At 45.2% G+C, this 16972-nt stretch carries 13 protein-coding genes and 1 tRNA gene; 9 read left to right on the plus strand and 5 right to left on the minus strand.

Annotation, left to right across the window (positions count from 1 at the left end; genetic code table 11):
• Nucleotides 1–24 precede the first annotated feature (24 nt).
• On the plus strand, nt 25–1887 hold the full coding sequence (gene rpoD / locus KIO97_RS07365; RefSeq protein WP_005528793.1) for an RNA polymerase sigma factor RpoD: 1863 nt from the start codon (nt 25–27) through the stop codon (nt 1885–1887).
• A gap of 145 nt (nt 1888–2032) precedes the next feature.
• A tRNA-Ile gene (locus KIO97_RS07370) sits at nt 2033–2108 on the plus strand.
• 108 nt (nt 2109–2216) lie between these two features.
• Here the strand turns inward: KIO97_RS07370 and KIO97_RS07375 are convergent.
• Nucleotides 2217–2489 carry a hypothetical protein gene (locus KIO97_RS07375; protein WP_005430451.1) on the minus strand — a complete coding sequence of 91 codons (273 nt, stop codon included), beginning with the start codon at nt 2487–2489 and terminating at the stop codon, nt 2217–2219.
• A gap of 230 nt (nt 2490–2719) precedes the next feature.
• On the minus strand, nt 2720–3439 hold the full coding sequence (locus KIO97_RS07380) for an SIMPL domain-containing protein (RefSeq protein ID WP_255985659.1): 720 nt from the start codon (nt 3437–3439) through the stop codon (nt 2720–2722).
• Nucleotides 3440–3602: 163 nt separating this feature from the next.
• Between KIO97_RS07380 and KIO97_RS07385 the strand changes: the two genes are divergently transcribed.
• The 6 genes from KIO97_RS07385 (at nt 3603) to KIO97_RS07410 (ending at nt 10968) form a co-directional block, all read left to right on the plus strand.
• Nucleotides 3603–3869, plus strand: coding sequence for a hypothetical protein (locus tag KIO97_RS07385; protein WP_285381733.1), 267 nt, complete (start codon nt 3603–3605; stop codon nt 3867–3869).
• Between the two features lie 141 nt (nt 3870–4010).
• On the plus strand, nt 4011–5774 hold the full coding sequence (locus KIO97_RS07390; RefSeq protein WP_285381734.1) for a lysophospholipid acyltransferase family protein: 1764 nt from the start codon (nt 4011–4013) through the stop codon (nt 5772–5774).
• A gap of 612 nt (nt 5775–6386) precedes the next feature.
• Nucleotides 6387–8339: a PTS mannitol transporter subunit IICBA gene (locus KIO97_RS07395; RefSeq protein ID WP_047480514.1), complete on the plus strand. Its 1953-nt coding sequence runs from the start codon at nt 6387–6389 to the stop codon at nt 8337–8339.
• Between the two features lie 112 nt (nt 8340–8451).
• On the plus strand, nt 8452–9600 hold the full coding sequence (locus tag KIO97_RS07400) for a mannitol-1-phosphate 5-dehydrogenase (protein WP_285381735.1): 1149 nt from the start codon (nt 8452–8454) through the stop codon (nt 9598–9600).
• An 87-nt stretch (nt 9601–9687) separates the two neighbouring features.
• Nucleotides 9688–10218 (plus strand): MltR family transcriptional regulator, encoded by a 531-nt coding sequence (locus KIO97_RS07405; RefSeq protein WP_038890856.1) that lies wholly within the window; start codon nt 9688–9690, stop codon nt 10216–10218.
• Between the two features lie 105 nt (nt 10219–10323).
• Complete coding sequence (locus KIO97_RS07410; protein WP_285381736.1) at nt 10324–10968, plus strand: HAD family phosphatase; 645 nt, start codon at nt 10324–10326, stop codon at nt 10966–10968.
• 20 nt (nt 10969–10988) lie between these two features.
• On the opposite strand, the gene KIO97_RS07415 is transcribed toward KIO97_RS07410, so the two are convergent.
• The 3 genes from KIO97_RS07415 to KIO97_RS07425 form a co-directional block, all read right to left on the minus strand.
• A complete protein-coding gene (locus KIO97_RS07415; RefSeq protein WP_285381737.1) occupies nt 10989–12104 on the minus strand; it encodes a YdiY family protein in 1116 nt (371 codons plus the stop codon).
• A 222-nt stretch (nt 12105–12326) separates the two neighbouring features.
• On the minus strand, nt 12327–14159 hold the full coding sequence (gene glmS, locus KIO97_RS07420; RefSeq protein WP_005430450.1) for a glutamine--fructose-6-phosphate transaminase (isomerizing): 1833 nt from the start codon (nt 14157–14159) through the stop codon (nt 12327–12329).
• 115 nt (nt 14160–14274) lie between these two features.
• Entirely contained in the window at nt 14275–15036 is a 762-nt protein-coding gene (locus KIO97_RS07425; RefSeq protein ID WP_005430429.1) for a DeoR/GlpR family DNA-binding transcription regulator, read from the minus strand.
• A 433-nt stretch (nt 15037–15469) separates the two neighbouring features.
• Between KIO97_RS07425 and pykF the strand changes: the two genes are divergently transcribed.
• Nucleotides 15470–16882 carry a pyruvate kinase PykF gene (pykF, locus tag KIO97_RS07430; RefSeq protein ID WP_005528633.1) on the plus strand — a complete coding sequence of 471 codons (1413 nt, stop codon included), beginning with the start codon at nt 15470–15472 and terminating at the stop codon, nt 16880–16882.
• Nucleotides 16883–16972: the final 90 nt, after the last annotated feature.

Genomic DNA, 16972 nt, shown 5'->3' on the forward strand with positions numbered 1-16972 from the left:
AGATTACGAAGTTGGATACCGTCTATGGATCAAAATCCGCAGTCACAGCTAAAGTTACTTGTTATTAAAGGCAAGGAACAAGGCTATCTGACCTACGCCGAAGTAAATGACCACCTACCTGCTGAAATCGTAGATTCAGAACAGGTAGAAGACATCATTCAGATGATCAACGACATGGGTATCAAGGTAGTAGAAACTGCTCCTGATGCCGATGATCTAGCGCTGAACGATGACACAAACATTACCGATGAAGATGCAGCTGAAGCTGCAGCAGCAGCACTTTCTAGCGTAGAAAGTGAAATTGGTCGTACAACAGACCCTGTGCGCATGTACATGCGTGAAATGGGTACTGTGGAGCTGCTGACTCGCGAAGGCGAAATCGACATCGCAAAACGTATTGAAGAAGGTATTAACCAAGTTCAATCGTCTGTTGCTGAATACCCTGGCACTATCCCATACATTCTTGAGCAGTTTGATAAAGTTCAAGCAGAAGAACTTCGTCTGACAGACCTAATCTCTGGATTTGTTGACCCTGATGCAGACGATACAGCTGCACCAACAGCAACGCACATCGGTTCTGAGCTGACTGAATCTCAGCTAGAAGAAGAAGATGAAGAAGACGTTGATGACGACGAAGAAAGCGATGACGATTCAGATGATTCTGAAGAAGATGTTGGTATCGACCCAGAGCTAGCGCTTGAGAAATTCAACCAGCTACGCAGCACGTACCAAAACCTTCAGCTTGCAATCAACGAACACGGTTACGAGAGCCCTAAAGCGACCGTAGCTAACGAGTTGATGCTAGACGTATTCAAAGAATTCCGTCTAACGCCAAAACAGTTCGATCACCTAGTGAATGAACTGCGCACAGCAATGGATCGCGTTCGTACTCAAGAACGTCTGATCATGAAGTCTGCAGTTGAATACGGCAAAATGCCGAAGAAATCATTCATCGCACTGTTCACAGGCAACGAATCAAGCGAAGCATGGCTAGATGAGATCCTAGCATCTGACAAGCCATACGCTGAAAAGATCAAACGTAACGAAGAAGAAATCCGTCGTTCAATCGCTAAACTAAAAATGATTGAAGAAGAGACTTCTCTAAACGTTCAAAACATTAAAGACATCAGCCGTCGCATGTCTATCGGTGAAGCAAAAGCTCGCCGTGCGAAGAAAGAGATGGTTGAAGCGAACTTACGTCTAGTAATTTCTATCGCGAAGAAATACACCAACCGTGGTCTACAGTTCTTGGATCTAATCCAAGAAGGTAACATCGGTCTGATGAAAGCGGTAGATAAGTTCGAATACCGTCGTGGTTACAAGTTCTCGACTTACGCAACGTGGTGGATCCGTCAGGCAATCACTCGTTCAATCGCGGACCAAGCACGTACGATTCGTATTCCGGTACACATGATCGAAACGATCAACAAGCTAAACCGTATCTCTCGTCAAATGCTGCAAGAGATGGGGCGTGAGCCATTACCGGAAGAACTGGCAGAGCGTATGCAAATGCCAGAAGACAAGATTCGTAAAGTACTGAAAATCGCTAAAGAGCCAATTTCTATGGAGACACCAATTGGTGACGACGAAGATTCGCATCTAGGTGATTTCATCGAAGATACTACGCTAGAACTACCGCTAGATTCTGCTACGGCAACGAGCCTGAAAATGGCAACGAAAGACGTACTTGCAGGTCTAACGCCACGTGAAGCAAAAGTACTTCGTATGCGCTTTGGTATCGACATGAACACTGACCACACTCTAGAAGAAGTTGGTAAGCAGTTCGACGTTACTCGTGAACGTATCCGTCAGATCGAAGCGAAAGCACTACGTAAACTTCGTCACCCAAGCCGCTCAGAAACACTGCGCAGCTTCCTAGACGAGTAATCGCAGCGATTAAAAACAAAAAAAGGTGACCGAGTGTCACCTTTTTTATTATCTGTGAAGCTAAGTGAATAAAAACTAAGCGCAATTGCCCTACCTAGTGGCTAGACACCTTGCAATGCTTCCCCTATAATCGTTGACCTATTAAGGCCCCTTAGCTCAGTGGTTAGAGCAGTCGACTCATAATCGATTGGTCCCCAGTTCAAGTCTGGGAGGGGCCACCAAAGTCAGAAGGCTCGTAGAGAAATCTACGGGCCTTTGTTGTATCTGGAAGATAGAGATTCGACCCTGTCCCACATCACGCCAAACCTTACTCTTATTCAGGGAGCTGCCTACGAGCGCTCTAGCTCCAGCTTATTGGCTTGGTACTCTTCTGTTGCCGCCACGAGGTCTGGGCGGTTAATCACTTTCCATAAGAAGTAAGGTGGGATCAGAAATGCGACGAAGTAAAACGACTCATGGAAGAAGATGTGTGCGATGTCTTCTTGATGCTCGCACAGTGCCGCAAGGGCACAGAAATCCAATAAGATGCTCAAAGCTCCGAACACCACAGAGACTACGATAGCCAAACCCAATAACTCTCTGAGGTAATGTTTAAATGCCATTCTAGTAATTCCTTCTAGCTAATCAGTGCGGTCAAAATTACGCCTCTAACTCCTTCTCTGAATTGACTTTTATCAACTTCATCGCCAAACAAATAAGAACTTAGTTTTATAAAAGATCACTTGCACAAATCAGAAAAAGAGCGGTAATTAAAATGCAATTAATTGAACATTAAAAAAAGCCAATCAAATGACTGGCTTCTACTGTTACTCGGGGTTAGCAAGACATAGAGTTAATCTGACAAGTAATATTGAACGGTTGAGACAACGCGTACTTTTTTAATATACGGCGTGTTGCTATCACGATCGTAAATAGAGAACTGGCCTTGCGTCGCACGCTTGATTTTACCGAGCGAGCTCTGCGAATCTTTGGCGAACTTCTCTGCCACTTCACGAGCGTTTTTAGTCGCTTCCTCAATCATATCTGGCTTGATGTCATTGAGCTTAGTAAAGCTGTACTCAACACGATTTGCATAAGGGTCTTGGTTAAGTAAAACACCCTGTTTACCTAGCTCACCGATTTCATTGATTGCCGCTCTGACTACATCAATATTCTGGCTATAAACCGTCACAGTGCGGTTTGCTAAGTAGCGATACTCAATGTCTTGTTCGTTTCCATACTGCTGCGCCTTACGGTCTGTTACAGCAGGTGAAGACAACGAAAAGTTGGACTCATCCAACCCCTTTGATGCGAGAAAGTCGAGCACTAGTTTGGTCTGCTGATCAATCTCATCAAACATCGTCGGCATATCATTACTCGCGACGGTAAACTGAATTGGCCAAATTACCGTGTCCGCTGGATACTCCCGCTCAGATAACCCCTTTACCGTCACGACCCGTTCATAAGCTTTATATTTGACGGCGGTCTGTTGAATGAAAAAGCCCAACACACCCAAACCAATAATCAAGCTCAACCCAAGCCACACTGACGACTTATTGGAAATTCGCTCCATTCACCCTCCTAATTTCACTAAATTGATCAATTTGTTATCTCGATAAGATAGTTCACTTATGGCAATAAAATAGCGACCGGAAGCTAAATTTGTGTCATTTCGCTCGAAATAATGAGCACAACAATATAAAATCGAACAGTGTTTTATTAAGAACCTAATACTCATGTTGAAAACAAAATTGATGATAATGCTCGGTGGCTTGATTGTATCTCCCTCTTGCTTTGCAAGTAGCGAAGGCCTGATTGAAGATGCAACGTCAGAAGAGTCTCAAGAGCTCGTATGCGGCGAAGAACATTGCGAAGGCAAGGGTTTTGATGGGCGCTTGCTACTTGAAAACGAGCCAACCAAGCAGGTTTTGAGCTCGATAGAATCAATCAGTAAGACTCTCAACGCCATGAGCATCCTGATGTTTGCTGGTGATAAAACTTAAATAGTCCCTCAAACTCATTCATTTCAGAGTCTTTGGTCAATAAAGCTTCATTGGTTTGTCACCAAAGGCTCATGTTTTTGCCTCTGAACTGTCATCTGTAATTTCTACTATCCAATCAGCAATTTTTACGCTGAGGTAAATATGGATAGTTCAACCCCTTTTCGTCTCCCACGTAAAACGCCGTTTGGCATTGGTGAAAACGTTGCTGAATGGGCAACCGGTTTAAACCAGCTCGATAAGTTCTACGCCCAACGCCCCGTTAATGCCGATACAAAAACTTTTCTCCGCTTCACGCTGGATATCTTAGGCATCGACTATCGTATTACTCATGGTTCACTCGACTCAGTACCTAAACAAGGTGCTACCGTTATAGTGGCGAACCACCCGCTTGGTTGTGTGGAAGGCGTGATCTTAGCTGAACTGCTATTGATGGTCAGAGACGATATCCAAATACTAGCCAATCAATACCTTAAAACCGTGCCGGAGTTAGATCAGCTCTTTATTGGCGTCGATGTGTTTGAAGGTAAAGACGCGGTCAAGTCCAATATGAAAGCCCTGAGAGCGGCCAATAAACATCTGGCAAGTGGCGGCTTATTGCTTGTCTTTCCCGCCGGTGAAGTGTCCCAGTTAGTCGATGCTAAACAGCAACGTTTGCAAGATAAGGATTGGAGTCGAAGCGTAAGTAGCCTTATCCGCAAAAACAAAGCCACGACAGTTCCGGTCTTCATCAGCGGTCAAAACTCGAAACGTTTTTATATAGCGGGAAAAATCCATCCGCTTCTACGTACCCTAATGCTTGGTCGAGAGCTGCTGAACAAACACGCGCAAACCATCAACTTGTCTTTTGGCCAAGCGATTAAATTTAAAGAGCTCAACACACTTAGCGATGATCAAGTGGTGAACTATTTGCGGCTCAACACTTACTTGCTCAATCGCGAAACCCAATCAGTGAAGCCCTCTTCATCATCAGAATTGCTCTCTCCAATAGCGGCAGGGTTACCCGTAGGCGAATTGCTTGAAGAGCTGAACAACTTACCAAAAGAGTCCAAGCTGCTAACAAGTGGTGAGTTCGATGTCTACTGCACGGAGTCGCAGAATATCCCTTCCCTACTGCATGAAATTGGTCGCCTGCGTGAGCTCAATTTTCGACAGGTTGGCGAAGGAACGGGACTAGCAATAGACATTGACCATTTCGATCATGATTACCTACACCTGTTTGTGTGGGACAGAGAAAACCAGTGTTTGGTGGGCGCGTATCGTTTAGGTCTGGTTGACCAACTGATTGAAAAGCGCGGCGTAGCAGGTCTGTATTCACGAACGTTGTTTAACTATGACCAACGCTTTATCGACCAAATGGGTAAATCCATTGAGATGGGACGCTCAGTGATTGCGCAGCAATATCAAAAGAGTATGAGCGCGCTACTGCTGCTGTGGAAAGGCATCGCAACCTTTGTGCATCAAAACCCAGATTACACTCACCTATTTGGTCCGGTGAGCATTAGCAACGACTATAGCGATACTGCACGCCAACTGCTAGCTCAATCAATGACACTGCACCACTACGATAACAACTGCGCAGAGTACGTCACGCCTTCTAATCCACTTCCTGACCACCAACGTGACTGGAACACCAGCATGCTCACCGCATTAGGGGACTTACAGCTATTATCACGCGTCATTGCCAGAATCGATGAAGGAAAAGGTGTGCCCGTTTTGTTGCGTCAGTACTTAAGCCTCAATGGCAAACTGGTGTGCTTCAATGTCGATCCTGCGTTCAATAATGCTCTAGATGGGTTAATCATGGTTGATTTACGTGATGTTCAAGAAAAGACGTTGGCGAGGTATATGGGACGAGAACAAACTTATGAGTACCTCACCTATCATGCAAATAGCAACCATAAGTAAGAGTAGTCAGTAAGAAGAGAGTTGTGAGCCAATAAGAGAGTTGTGAGCCAATAAGAGGAGCCAAATAGCGGCTCTCTTTTATTTTTCTATCAATGAGATAAGGACACTTCGTGAAGTACGCCGAAAAGATTTTTATAAATACATTCTATCGAAGAGTCGCAATGACATTGATCACACCCGTCCCGTCACAAACTTTCACAAAACACCAAAGTCGATCCAGATCACATTTAACTTCCAGACCAAATCAGAACAAAATGTGATATTGATCGTTACTGGTATTTAATTTGAATTTCAAAAGAAATCAAAGGTGATCAAAGTCACAAAGTATTTTGGTTTTAAATTTGTCAGAAGATCGAATTGATCACTAAGATTTTTATTGACAGATTTAAAAGTGGCTTTTTGTTATTAAGTTACAAGTCAATAAGTTGAAGTTAGTCACTTAAAAACCGTTTCTCAGCCTAAGAAATGCGGGGGTTGATCACGAAAAACCCGTTGTCAGTTCCAATTGGAAAATGTGTGGTAAATTGATTGGGTACTAAGCAATCAAACAAACGGTTTTGGCGAACCGTTTACTACAACAAAATTCATCAGAACATCGAACGGGGAATTGTTATGATATCACCAGATGCCAAGATCAAGATACAAAATTTTGGTCGTTTTCTGTCAAACATGGTAATGCCAAACATCGGCGCGTTTATCGCGTGGGGCTTTATCACTGCTCTATTTATCCCAACAGGATGGCTGCCAAACGAGACCTTGGCATCTATGGTTGGCCCTATGATTACCTACTTGCTGCCACTGCTTATCGGCTACACCGGTGGTAAATTGGTTGGTGGCGATCGCGGTGCGGTAGTCGGTGCAATCACAACAATGGGCGTGATTGTCGGTACCGACATCCCAATGTTTATGGGCGCAATGATGGTCGGCCCGATGGGCGGCTGGGCTATCAAGAAATTCGATAACTACATCGACGGTAAAGTGAAAAGTGGTTTCGAGATGTTGGTCAACAACTTCTCTGCAGGCATCATCGGTATGCTGTGTGCGATCCTTGCTTTCCTGTTTATCGGCCCATTCGTAAAAATTCTTTCTGGTGGCTTGGCGGCAGGCGTTAACTTCCTAGTATCAGCTCACCTTCTACCACTGACTTCAATCTTCGTTGAACCAGCAAAGATCCTGTTCCTAAACAACGCGATCAACCACGGTATCTTCTCTCCATTAGGTATCCAACAAGCGTCTGAGACAGGTCAATCGATCTTCTTCCTAATCGAAGCAAACCCAGGTCCTGGTCTAGGTATCCTGCTAGCTTACATGGTGTTTGGTAAAGGTACGGCTCGTCAAACTGCAGGTGGTGCATCAATCATCCACTTCTTCGGCGGTATCCACGAGATTTACTTCCCATACATCCTAATGAACCCTCGCCTAATCCTTGCGGCTATCGCAGGTGGTATGACTGGCGTATTCGTTCTCACTATCTTTAACGCAGGTATCGTTTCTCCAGCATCGCCAGGTTCAATCTTTGCAATCTTGTTGATGACTCAGAAAGGTTCAATCGTTGGTGTACTAGCGTCTATCGCAGCAGCAACAGGCGTGTCATTCGCCGTAGCTGCACTGCTAATGAAGACACAAACGTCAACAGAAGAAGACGGTGATGAAGCAGCACTAGAAAAAGCAACATCACAAATGAAAGACATGAAATCTGCATCTAAAAACGATGCGGTGGTAAACAACCAAAGCAAAGGTGACGTAGACCTAGCGACAGTACAAAGCATCATTGTCGCTTGTGATGCGGGCATGGGCTCAAGCGCCATGGGTGCGAGCATGCTACGCAAAAAGGTTCAAGGCGCTGGCCTGAACATCCACGTAACCAACCTTGCCATTAACAGCTTACCAGAGAGTGCAGATATCGTGATTACTCATAAAGACTTAACGGATCGTGCACGTAAGCATGCTCCAAACGCACACCACATTTCATTGACTAACTTCCTAGACAGCGAAATGTACAACCAGCTAGTCACCAAACTACTAGCAGCACAAAACCAATCCGCAGCCAATGACGACCAAATGGTAAAAGTGTCCGTCATGGCGGCGAACGACGACAGCTTTGAACCACAACAACCATCGGTATTCCAAATCCAGCGTGAGAACATTCATCTCGGTTTGAAAGCAGCCAACAAAGAAGAAGCCATTCGCTTTGCAGGCAACAAATTGGTTGAACTTGGCTACGCAGAACCGGAATACGTAGACGCGATGTTTGAGCGTGAAGCGTTGGTTCCAACTTACCTAGGCGAATCTATCGCAGTACCTCACGGTACGGTAGAAGCGAAAGACCGCGTGAAGAAAACCGGCATTGTAATCTGCCAATACCCATCGGGTATCCAATTTACTGAAGACGACGATGATGTAGCGAAACTGGTTATCGGCATTGCCGCTAAGAACGATGAGCACATCCAGGTGATTACCACCATTACAAACGCGCTCGATGAGCCGGAGGCAATTGAGAAGCTAACCAGCACCAACGATGTGGAAGAGATTCTGAACATCCTTGGCGGCCAGCAAGCGGCTTAATCACTCCTTTTATTTGCTCCTGAGCAAACCGAGGTCAGCTGTCACCCCCTATGCGGTTGGCCTCACCCTAGATTCGTTTAGTCAATATTTCAGACATTGGTAGGTAAGCATTATGAAAAACGCAGTTCATTTTGGCGCAGGTAATATTGGTCGTGGCTTCATCGGTAAACTCTTAGCAGACGCAGAAGTAGAGGTCACATTCGCGGACGTTGATGCACCACTCGTCGATCAACTGAGTCACAAGCAAGAATACAAAGTAAAAGTGGTGGGTACTGAGTGCCAAATCGACACAGTAACTCACGTCACCGCGGTTAACTCAGCCAGTGAAGATGTCATCGACCGCATTGTAAAAACCGACTTGGTAACAACAGCAGTAGGCCCTAACGTACTGGACATCATTGCAAAAACCATCGCCACCGGCATTACAAAGCGCTTTGCAGCAGGCAACGAAAAACCATTAAACATCATCGCGTGTGAAAATATGGTTCGCGGTACGACGCATCTAAAAGGTGAGGTGTACAAACACTTGGATGAATCATTGCATTCAAAAGCAGACGATTTGGTTGGCTTTGTCGATTCAGCGGTAGACCGCATCGTGCCACCAGCAGAAGCAGCGAACGATGATCCACTAGAAGTGACGGTAGAAAGCTTTAGCGAATGGATTGTGGATGAACAGCAATTCAAAGGCGAAATCCCTGACATCGCAGGCATGGAAAGAACCAACAATCTAATGGCGTTTGTCGAGCGTAAGCTGTTCACGCTCAACACTGGCCACTGTATCACGGCTTATCTAGGTTGCTTAAAAGGCCACCGCACCATTCGTGAAGCGATTGAAGATCCAAGCATTTATGCTGAAGTAAAACAGGCAATGCAAGAGAGTGGTGAGGTACTGATCAAACGTTACGGTTTTGATCGCGACATGCACAATGCGTACATCGAGAAGATTCTAGGTCGCTTTGCCAACCCGTTCTTAGTCGATGAAGTTGACCGTGTCGGTCGCCAACCAATTCGCAAATTGGGCGCAAACGATAGATTAGTGAAGCCGTTACTCGGTACAATTGAGTATGGCACTGAAAATCAAACACTTTTGAAAGGCATTGCCGCTGCGTTGAAGTACACTAACGACACTGACCCACAAGCCATAGAGCTGCAAAACTCATTAAAAGAAGTGGGCGTGAAGAAAACGCTGGCGGTGTACACAGGTCTTGCAGAAGACAGTGCAGAAGTAGCTCAAATTGAGGCGCTTTACCACCAACTTTGATTTACCTAGGGGAGCTTAGCTCCCCTTCTGTATCCTTGTCCGCTTGAAGAGATTGGGATACCTAATAACTAGAAATGTATTCAGTATATGGCAGATAACATCAACGAAACCGAGATCATTGAGCGATTAAACAGCGCACCTTCGGTACGAGGCTTTTTTATTGCGGCAGTCGACGTCTTTAACGATTCGATCGATGGGCTAGTACAAAGGATCTTTCGTAAAGATAACTTCGCCGTTCAATCCGTGGTTGGTCCGCTGCTACAAGACTCAGGACCGCTGGGCGATCTATCTGTTCGTTTAAAGTTACTGTTTGGCTTGGGTGTACTTCCTGATGATATTTACCACGACATCGAAGACATCATTAAGCTCAAGAACCAACTCAATAGTGACGCTTGTGATTACGAGTTTACCGACCCAAATATTCTAGACCCAATCAAAAAACTGCATCTGGTAAAGAAAATGGGCATGGTGCAACTGGAAGTCAGCGAACCAGATGACGACATCGACCTTGAGTTTTATCAGCTGCAACTGCAACGTCAACAACAAATCATTAAGTCAGGGCTCTCACTTGCGATTGTCGAGATATGTAATGAACTAGGTAAAGAGAGCCCATTCTAACGCCACATTGTATACCCAAGCTCCCTTCAAAAGGATTCGAGGTTGCTTAGGTATAACAAGCAGTAATGTCAGCCGCTCTGCCCAAAAACGTAGGAGCCCTAGCCAATGTTAAAAGCGGTACTTTTTGATATGGATGGACTGATTTTCGATACCGAATCCATCTACAAACAAAGTTGGCAATACGCCGCCACCGAGCAAGGCCTAACCATCACCGATGATTTCTACCAGCAGTTCATCGGTGTCCAAGACCCTGAATGTGAGAGAATTCTCGCCGAGCATTTTCAAGATGCCATCGATATGCCGCGCTATAAAGCCGTGCGAGATGAACACTTCCATAATCTAAGAAATCAAGGCGTTGCGCTCAAACCCGGATTCGACGCACTGTTTTATGCCATCAAACAACATGGCTTATTAACCGCGATTGTCACCTCTTCTCACCTTCCCGAGGTAAAACACAATTTCTCAGGCAGCACGTACCTTGCTCAGTTTGATTTAGTGATTACCGCCGAAGATGTAGAACGCGGCAAACCAAACCCTGATTGCTATCAAATGGCTTATCGTCACTTAGGTGTGGACGCCAAGCAATGCTTAGTCTTGGAAGATTCAAACAACGGCATCAAAGCCGCACTCGCCGCTGAGTGCCACGCTGTGATGATTCCAGATTTACTTCCCCCTCTGCCAGAGCTCGAAGACAAAATCATCATTAAAGCGTCTCTTGAGGAAGTGATTCCGCTGCTGAGTCAGCTTTAGCTTTCATCACAACTACCGGACTAGAGTTCGTAAGTCAGACCAAAATGAAACTTATAGTCGTCTTTCTCTGGTACTACGCCTTCAGCATCGGCTTTGGTTTCTGACAAGTGATCCCACACTGCTTTGATGCTCAGTTCCAGATCATCAACAAGATCGATATCAAAACCAAGCTCATTGGTATGACGTGTACCGCCTGCGTCATTGCTTGCCCAATTCAGGTTATAGGTGTGGCTTAGATCGATGTCATCCGTCAGCTCATACTCAAAGTTCGATTCAAAGGTAAGAGTATTACTGGAAACATCACCGGCCTCCCCTTCTTCCACGGTTTTAAAGTCCGTGTACTGATAACCCGGACCGATAGAGACGTCCCATTCCGTTTGAGGGTTGGCAATAATGAAGTAACCCATTTGCAAAGACGCGTTGACTTGGTAATCAATGTTTTGGAACTCGTCGCTGAGCAGCGAGAGCTTAAGTGGTCTGAAGAATAAACGGTTATTGAGATAGATATCATACGAGCCATCAAACGAGCTGTTGTTTGCGGTCGTTTGATCATTGGTTTGCGAGTTTTCGTGCTTTGCTTTTAGCTTAGTGCGTGATCCGACCGTGCTTCGCTCTGCCTCAACCTCACCCAATAAAGAGAACTCATCAGTGTTACCTTTACTGATGTCCAAGCCCAAAAAGATCTCGGTTGTCCAATGATCGGAGTCGTTCTCCGATCCGCGATAAATCGACACAATCTCAGTAACGGGAAACGAGATTTCTTCTTCGCCGTTAGTGAGATACAGCTTATCCTCTCGAATCGACAGGTAACCATCGAATACATCACCACTAGAGGTTCGAATGGTAAAGAAGCTTGCCGTTTCTAATACCGCGATGTCTTCGATCTCAATTTCTTGATCGCCAAGATCATCACTATCAAATTCAATTTCCTGATCGAACGAGTTGGTTTCTTCCTTGATCGTGCCAATCAGTTCTCCTTTGATCACTTCACCCGATTTGAGTTGTAACCAGTCATCGCTTTCGTCGATAAATACCGTTTGGCTTTTGCGCTCTTCTGTTTGTGTTTCTTCCTCTGCCATCACTGATGGATGGTAAAACGAGGACGCGATACATAAAGCCAAGAGTTTGATTTTCATAGTGACCTTTTCAGTTCAATGGCAACCACATCCGTTGGGCTTACGATAGTGATGCTCACCGCTCGGCGTGTCAGAAAGTAAACAATTGAATGTCAACGTATTGCGCATCATAACCATGTCTACGGACATAAAAAAAGCGAAGTCATGTGACTTCGCTTTAGGTTCTCGCTACTTACATAGCGCGACATAAACAACTGTAATCTTAATCACACCTTGCATTGCTTACTCTACGGTTACCGCTTTCGCTAGGTTACGAGGTTGGTCTACGTCCGTACCTTTGATCAATGCTACGTAGTAAGACAGCAGCTGCATTGGGATGGTGTAGTAGATCGCCGCCGTGATTTCACTAACGTGTGGCATAGTGATGATCTTCATGGTCTCGTCACCTTCGAAGCCAGCATCAGCATCTGCGAATACGTAAAGCAGACCACCACGCGCACGTACTTCTTCAACGTTTGATTTCAGTTTTTCTAGAAGATCGTTGCTTGGTGCAACAACTACAACTGGCATATCTGCATCGATCAACGCTAGAGGACCGTGTTTCAGTTCACCCGCAGCGTACGCTTCTGCGTGAATGTAAGAGATCTCTTTCAGTTTTAGAGACGCTTCCATCGCGATAGGGTAGAACTCACCACGACCTAGGAATAGTGTGTGGTGCTTATCGGCAAAATCGGTTGCCAGTGCTTCGATTTCTTTCTCGAAAGACAGCGCCGCGTTGATTTGCTGCGGCAGAGCGTGAAGCGCTTCTACGATCTCTTTTTCTTTCTCTTTGCTGATGCGGTTTTGTTGCTTACCTAGCGCTGTCACTAGCATTAGTAGCGCAGAGAGCTGAGTCGTGAACGCTTTGGTTGAAGCCACACCAATTTCTACACCGGCACGGGTCATAAACGCGAAATCAGATTCACGAACCAGAGAAGAGCCCGCTACGTTACAGATGGTCATTGCCGCCATGTAACCTTTCTCTTTTGCTAAGCGAAGTGCTGCTAGCGTATCGGCGGTTTCACCAGACTGAGAAAGCGTGATCAATAGGCTGTTTGGACGCGTCACAAACTTGCGGTAACGGAATTCAGACGCGATTTCTACGTCACAGCTGACACCTGCAATGTCTTCGAACCAGTAACGCGCTGTCATACCTGCGTTGTAAGACGTACCACAAGCTACGATCTGTACGTGCTCAACTTTGCTTAGGATTTCTGCCGCGTTTACACCGATTGCTTCAGTGACAACAGAATCAGCCGTGATACGACCTTCCATAGTGTTGATCAGCGCTGTTGGTTGCTCGTAAATTTCTTTCTGCATGAAGTGACGGTATTGACCTTTATCACCCGCATCGTGTTCAGCGTTTGATTCGATAATTTCACGCTCTACACGCTCACCAGCTGCGTCAAATACAGTCACTTCGCGACGAGTGATCTCTGCAACATCACCTTCTTCTAGATACATAAAGCGACGTGTCACGTTAAGCAGTGCAAGTTGGTCAGAAGCAAGGAAGTTTTCACCCACACCAAAACCAATAACGATTGGGCTACCTGAACGTGCTACTACAATACGTGAAGGATCTTTACGATCTAGCGCTACTGTGCCGTATGCGCCATCCAGTTGTTTTGCTGTCTTCTGTACCGCTTCTAGTAGCGTTTCTGAAGTGCGAAGTTCCCACTCAACCATGTGTGCGATAACTTCAGTATCTGTTTGAGATTCGAAAACGTAACCGCGAGATTGAAGCAGTTCACGTAGCTCTTCGTGGTTTTCGATAATACCGTTGTGTACCACCGCGATGTCACCAGACATGTGTGGGTGCGCGTTTGCTTCTGATGGCTCACCGTGAGTAGCCCAACGAGTGTGTGCGATACCCGTACCACCAACGACTTTCGCTTGGTCTACTGCGTCAGCCAACTCTTGAACCTTACCCAGACGACGAATACGCGTTAGGTTGGTTTCGCCATCAACAATCGCGACACCCGCAGAGTCATAACCGCGGTATTCCAGGCGGCGTAGGCCTTCAACCAAAATTTCTGCAACGTCTCGTTGTGCTACTGCACCTACGATTCCACACATGTGCTTATCTCCGTTTATTGTTTTGTTCTTCCCTGACCATGATTTCAAATAGAGGCAGCAAGCAAAGGCCTTTATCCAAAGGGAAGTGAAATATGAAACTGTTTACTTAATTAGATTAGGCGCAAATGACTTTTACGCCATGTTGTTCAATCTTTGCTCTGTGTTCTGGCTGCAACTCTGCATCAGTAACCAACACGTCAATTTGGTCCCAAGCGAGTTCTAAGTTCGGGATCTTGCGCCCCACTTTCTCAGACTCGATCATGACGATGACTTCACGAGACACCTCCGCCATGACTTTACTTAAGCCAACCAATTCATTAAACGTTGTGGTTCCGCGCTCTAGATCGATACCGTCGGCACCGATAAATAGCTGGTCAAAGTCGTAAGCTCTTAATACAGATTCGGCTACTTTGCCTTGGAAGGATTCTGAGTGCGTATCCCAAGTGCCACCTGTCATTAACAGGGTTGGTTCGCTCTCTAATTCGTTAAGTGCATTGGCGACATGCAACGAGTTGGTCATAACAACCAAGCCTCGTTTGTCGTTTAATTGCTGAATCAGCGCCGCAGTCGTACTGCCACTGTCGATCACAATTCGGTTATGTTCACGAATCAGTGATGCGGCTGCTTTTGCTAGACTTAACTTTCGACTCGAAACAATTGGACTCAATTCTTCATGGATAACTTCCGTTGGAATAGAGATTGCACCACCATAACGGCGCAAAAGTTGTCCGTTTTTCTCCAAAGAAGCTAAGTCCTTTCTAATCGTGACCTCTGAGGTTTCAAATTTCTGTGCTAGCTCATCAACGCTAACTTCCCCAAGCTCATTTACTAGGTTAGAAATGGCGTGTCTTCTTAGTTGAGTGTTTCGTTTCGACATTTATGCTTTGATTTTAAGTTTCGGTTTGAAATTTATTATATTCAAAACGAAACTTTTAAGTCCATTTATTTCGATCCAAAAAATTAATATTTCTCGATAAAACCTTGTCCTAAGACAATTCTTAAACAGTGATATTGGATTCATTCGGTGGTAGAATTCGCCACCGAAAAGAAAAAAAATTACAGAATTGACGGTTATTTTTTTGCAACTTTCTGCATATAAAGTGGGATTAGTCACAAAAAGGTAACCATAATCGCCGATCTTTTAGTCATAAAATGACTAAACTTGGTGAAAGACTTACAGAATCTGAAGTTCCAATAATGTGGCGGAAAATCGGTGGGTGGCAGGCACTAAATGTCACCAAAAACGCCCCTACTTCAGACTAAACAACCGACTTTCAAATTGTAACTATACTTACCGGAGAGTATCTTCCATGAAAAAGACCAAAATCGTTTGTACGATTGGCCCTAAAACTGAATCTGTAGAGAAGCTAACTGAACTAGTAAACGCAGGCATGAACGTAATGCGTCTTAACTTCTCTCACGGTGACTACGCAGAGCACGGCACTCGTATCGCGAACTTCCGCCAAGTAATGGAAGCTACAGGCAAGCAACTTGCAATCCTTCTAGACACTAAAGGTCCAGAAATCCGCACAATCAAACTAGAAGACGGCAACGACGTTGATCTAGTAGCTGGTCAAGAATTCACTTTCACAACTGACATCTCAGTTGTAGGTAACAAAGACAAAGTTGCAGTAACTTACGCTGGTTTTGCTAACGACCTAAACGTTGGTAACACCATCCTAGTAGACGACGGTCTAATCGAAATGGAAGTGCTTGCAACTTCTGAAACTGAAGTTAAGTGTAAAGTTCTTAACAACGGTGCTCTAGGCGAAAACAAAGGTGTTAACCTTCCTGGCGTTTCTGTAAACCTACCTGCACTATCTGAAAAAGATAAGAACGACCTTAAATTCGGTTGTGAGCAAGGCGTTGACTTCGTAGCTGCTTCTTTCATCCGTAAAGCTTCTGACGTTCAAGAAATCCGTGAAGTACTTGCTGCAAACGGCGGCGAGAACATCCACATCATCTCTAAGATCGAAAACCAAGAAGGTGTTGATAACTTCGACGAGATCCTAGAGCTTTCTGACGGCATCATGGTTGCTCGTGGTGACCTAGGTGTTGAAATCCCAGCAGAAGAAGTAATCTTCGCTCAGAAAATGATGATCGAGAAGTGTAACCGTGCACGTAAGATGGTTATCACTGCAACTCAAATGCTTGATTCTATGATCAACAACCCACGTCCTACTCGTGCGGAAGCAGGCGACGTTGCTAACGCTGTAATGGACGGTACTGACGCAGTAATGCTTTCTGGTGAAACTGCTAAAGGTAAGTACCCAGTTGAAGCGGTAACTATCATGGCTCAAATCGCGAACCGTACTGATTCAGCTCTAAAAGCTGAGCTAGGTTCTCGTCTAGACAGCCCACGTCTACGCATCACTGAAGCAGTATGTAAAGGCGCAGTAGATACAGCTGAGAAACTAGCTGCTCCACTTATCGTTGTTGCAACTGAAGGCGGTAAATCTGCACGTTCAGTACGTAAGTACTTCCCAACTGCAAACATCCTAGCACTAACGACTAACACTAAGACTGCTGCACAGCTAGTTCTAACTAAAGGTGTTACTCCAGTAGTTGTTGATTCAATCGACAGCACTGACGCATTCTACGTAGCAGGTAAAGAACTTGCTCTAGAATCTGGTCTAGGTAACAAAGGCGACATCGTTGTTATGGTTTCTGGTGCTCTAGTAGCTTCAGGTACAACGAACACAGCTTCTGTACACGTTCTATAAGACTGAAGAATTCAATCATCAGTTCAATAAAAAAGAGGGCTTCAGCCCTCTTTTTTTATATATTTAATCTTGCCCTCATAATCAGTACGC

This window comes from Vibrio sp. B181a, from assembly GCF_030248375.1.
Taxonomy (GTDB): Bacteria; Pseudomonadota; Gammaproteobacteria; order Enterobacterales; family Vibrionaceae; genus Vibrio; species Vibrio campbellii.

Bases quoted from the DNA above. Each gene is read 5' to 3' on its own strand.
- KIO97_RS07405 (WP_038890856.1), top strand. From the start codon at position 9,688: ATGGCAGATAACATCAACGAAACCGAGATCATTGAGCGATTAAACAGC.
- KIO97_RS07375 (WP_005430451.1), bottom strand. From the start codon at position 2,489: ATGGCATTTAAACATTACCTCAGAGAGTTATTGGGTTTGGCTATCGTA.
- KIO97_RS07380 (WP_255985659.1), bottom strand. From the start codon at position 3,439: ATGGAGCGAATTTCCAATAAGTCGTCAGTGTGGCTTGGGTTGAGCTTG.
- KIO97_RS07395 (WP_047480514.1), top strand. From the start codon at position 6,387: ATGATATCACCAGATGCCAAGATCAAGATACAAAATTTTGGTCGTTTT.
- rpoD (WP_005528793.1), top strand. From the start codon at position 25: ATGGATCAAAATCCGCAGTCACAGCTAAAGTTACTTGTTATTAAAGGC.
- KIO97_RS07425 (WP_005430429.1), bottom strand. From the start codon at position 15,036: ATGTCGAAACGAAACACTCAACTAAGAAGACACGCCATTTCTAACCTA.
- pykF (WP_005528633.1), top strand. From the start codon at position 15,470: ATGAAAAAGACCAAAATCGTTTGTACGATTGGCCCTAAAACTGAATCT.
- KIO97_RS07415 (WP_285381737.1), bottom strand. From the start codon at position 12,104: ATGAAAATCAAACTCTTGGCTTTATGTATCGCGTCCTCGTTTTACCAT.
- KIO97_RS07400 (WP_285381735.1), top strand. From the start codon at position 8,452: ATGAAAAACGCAGTTCATTTTGGCGCAGGTAATATTGGTCGTGGCTTC.
- KIO97_RS07385 (WP_285381733.1), top strand. From the start codon at position 3,603: ATGTTGAAAACAAAATTGATGATAATGCTCGGTGGCTTGATTGTATCT.
- KIO97_RS07390 (WP_285381734.1), top strand. From the start codon at position 4,011: ATGGATAGTTCAACCCCTTTTCGTCTCCCACGTAAAACGCCGTTTGGC.
- glmS (WP_005430450.1), bottom strand. From the start codon at position 14,159: ATGTGTGGAATCGTAGGTGCAGTAGCACAACGAGACGTTGCAGAAATT.
- KIO97_RS07410 (WP_285381736.1), top strand. From the start codon at position 10,324: ATGTTAAAAGCGGTACTTTTTGATATGGATGGACTGATTTTCGATACC.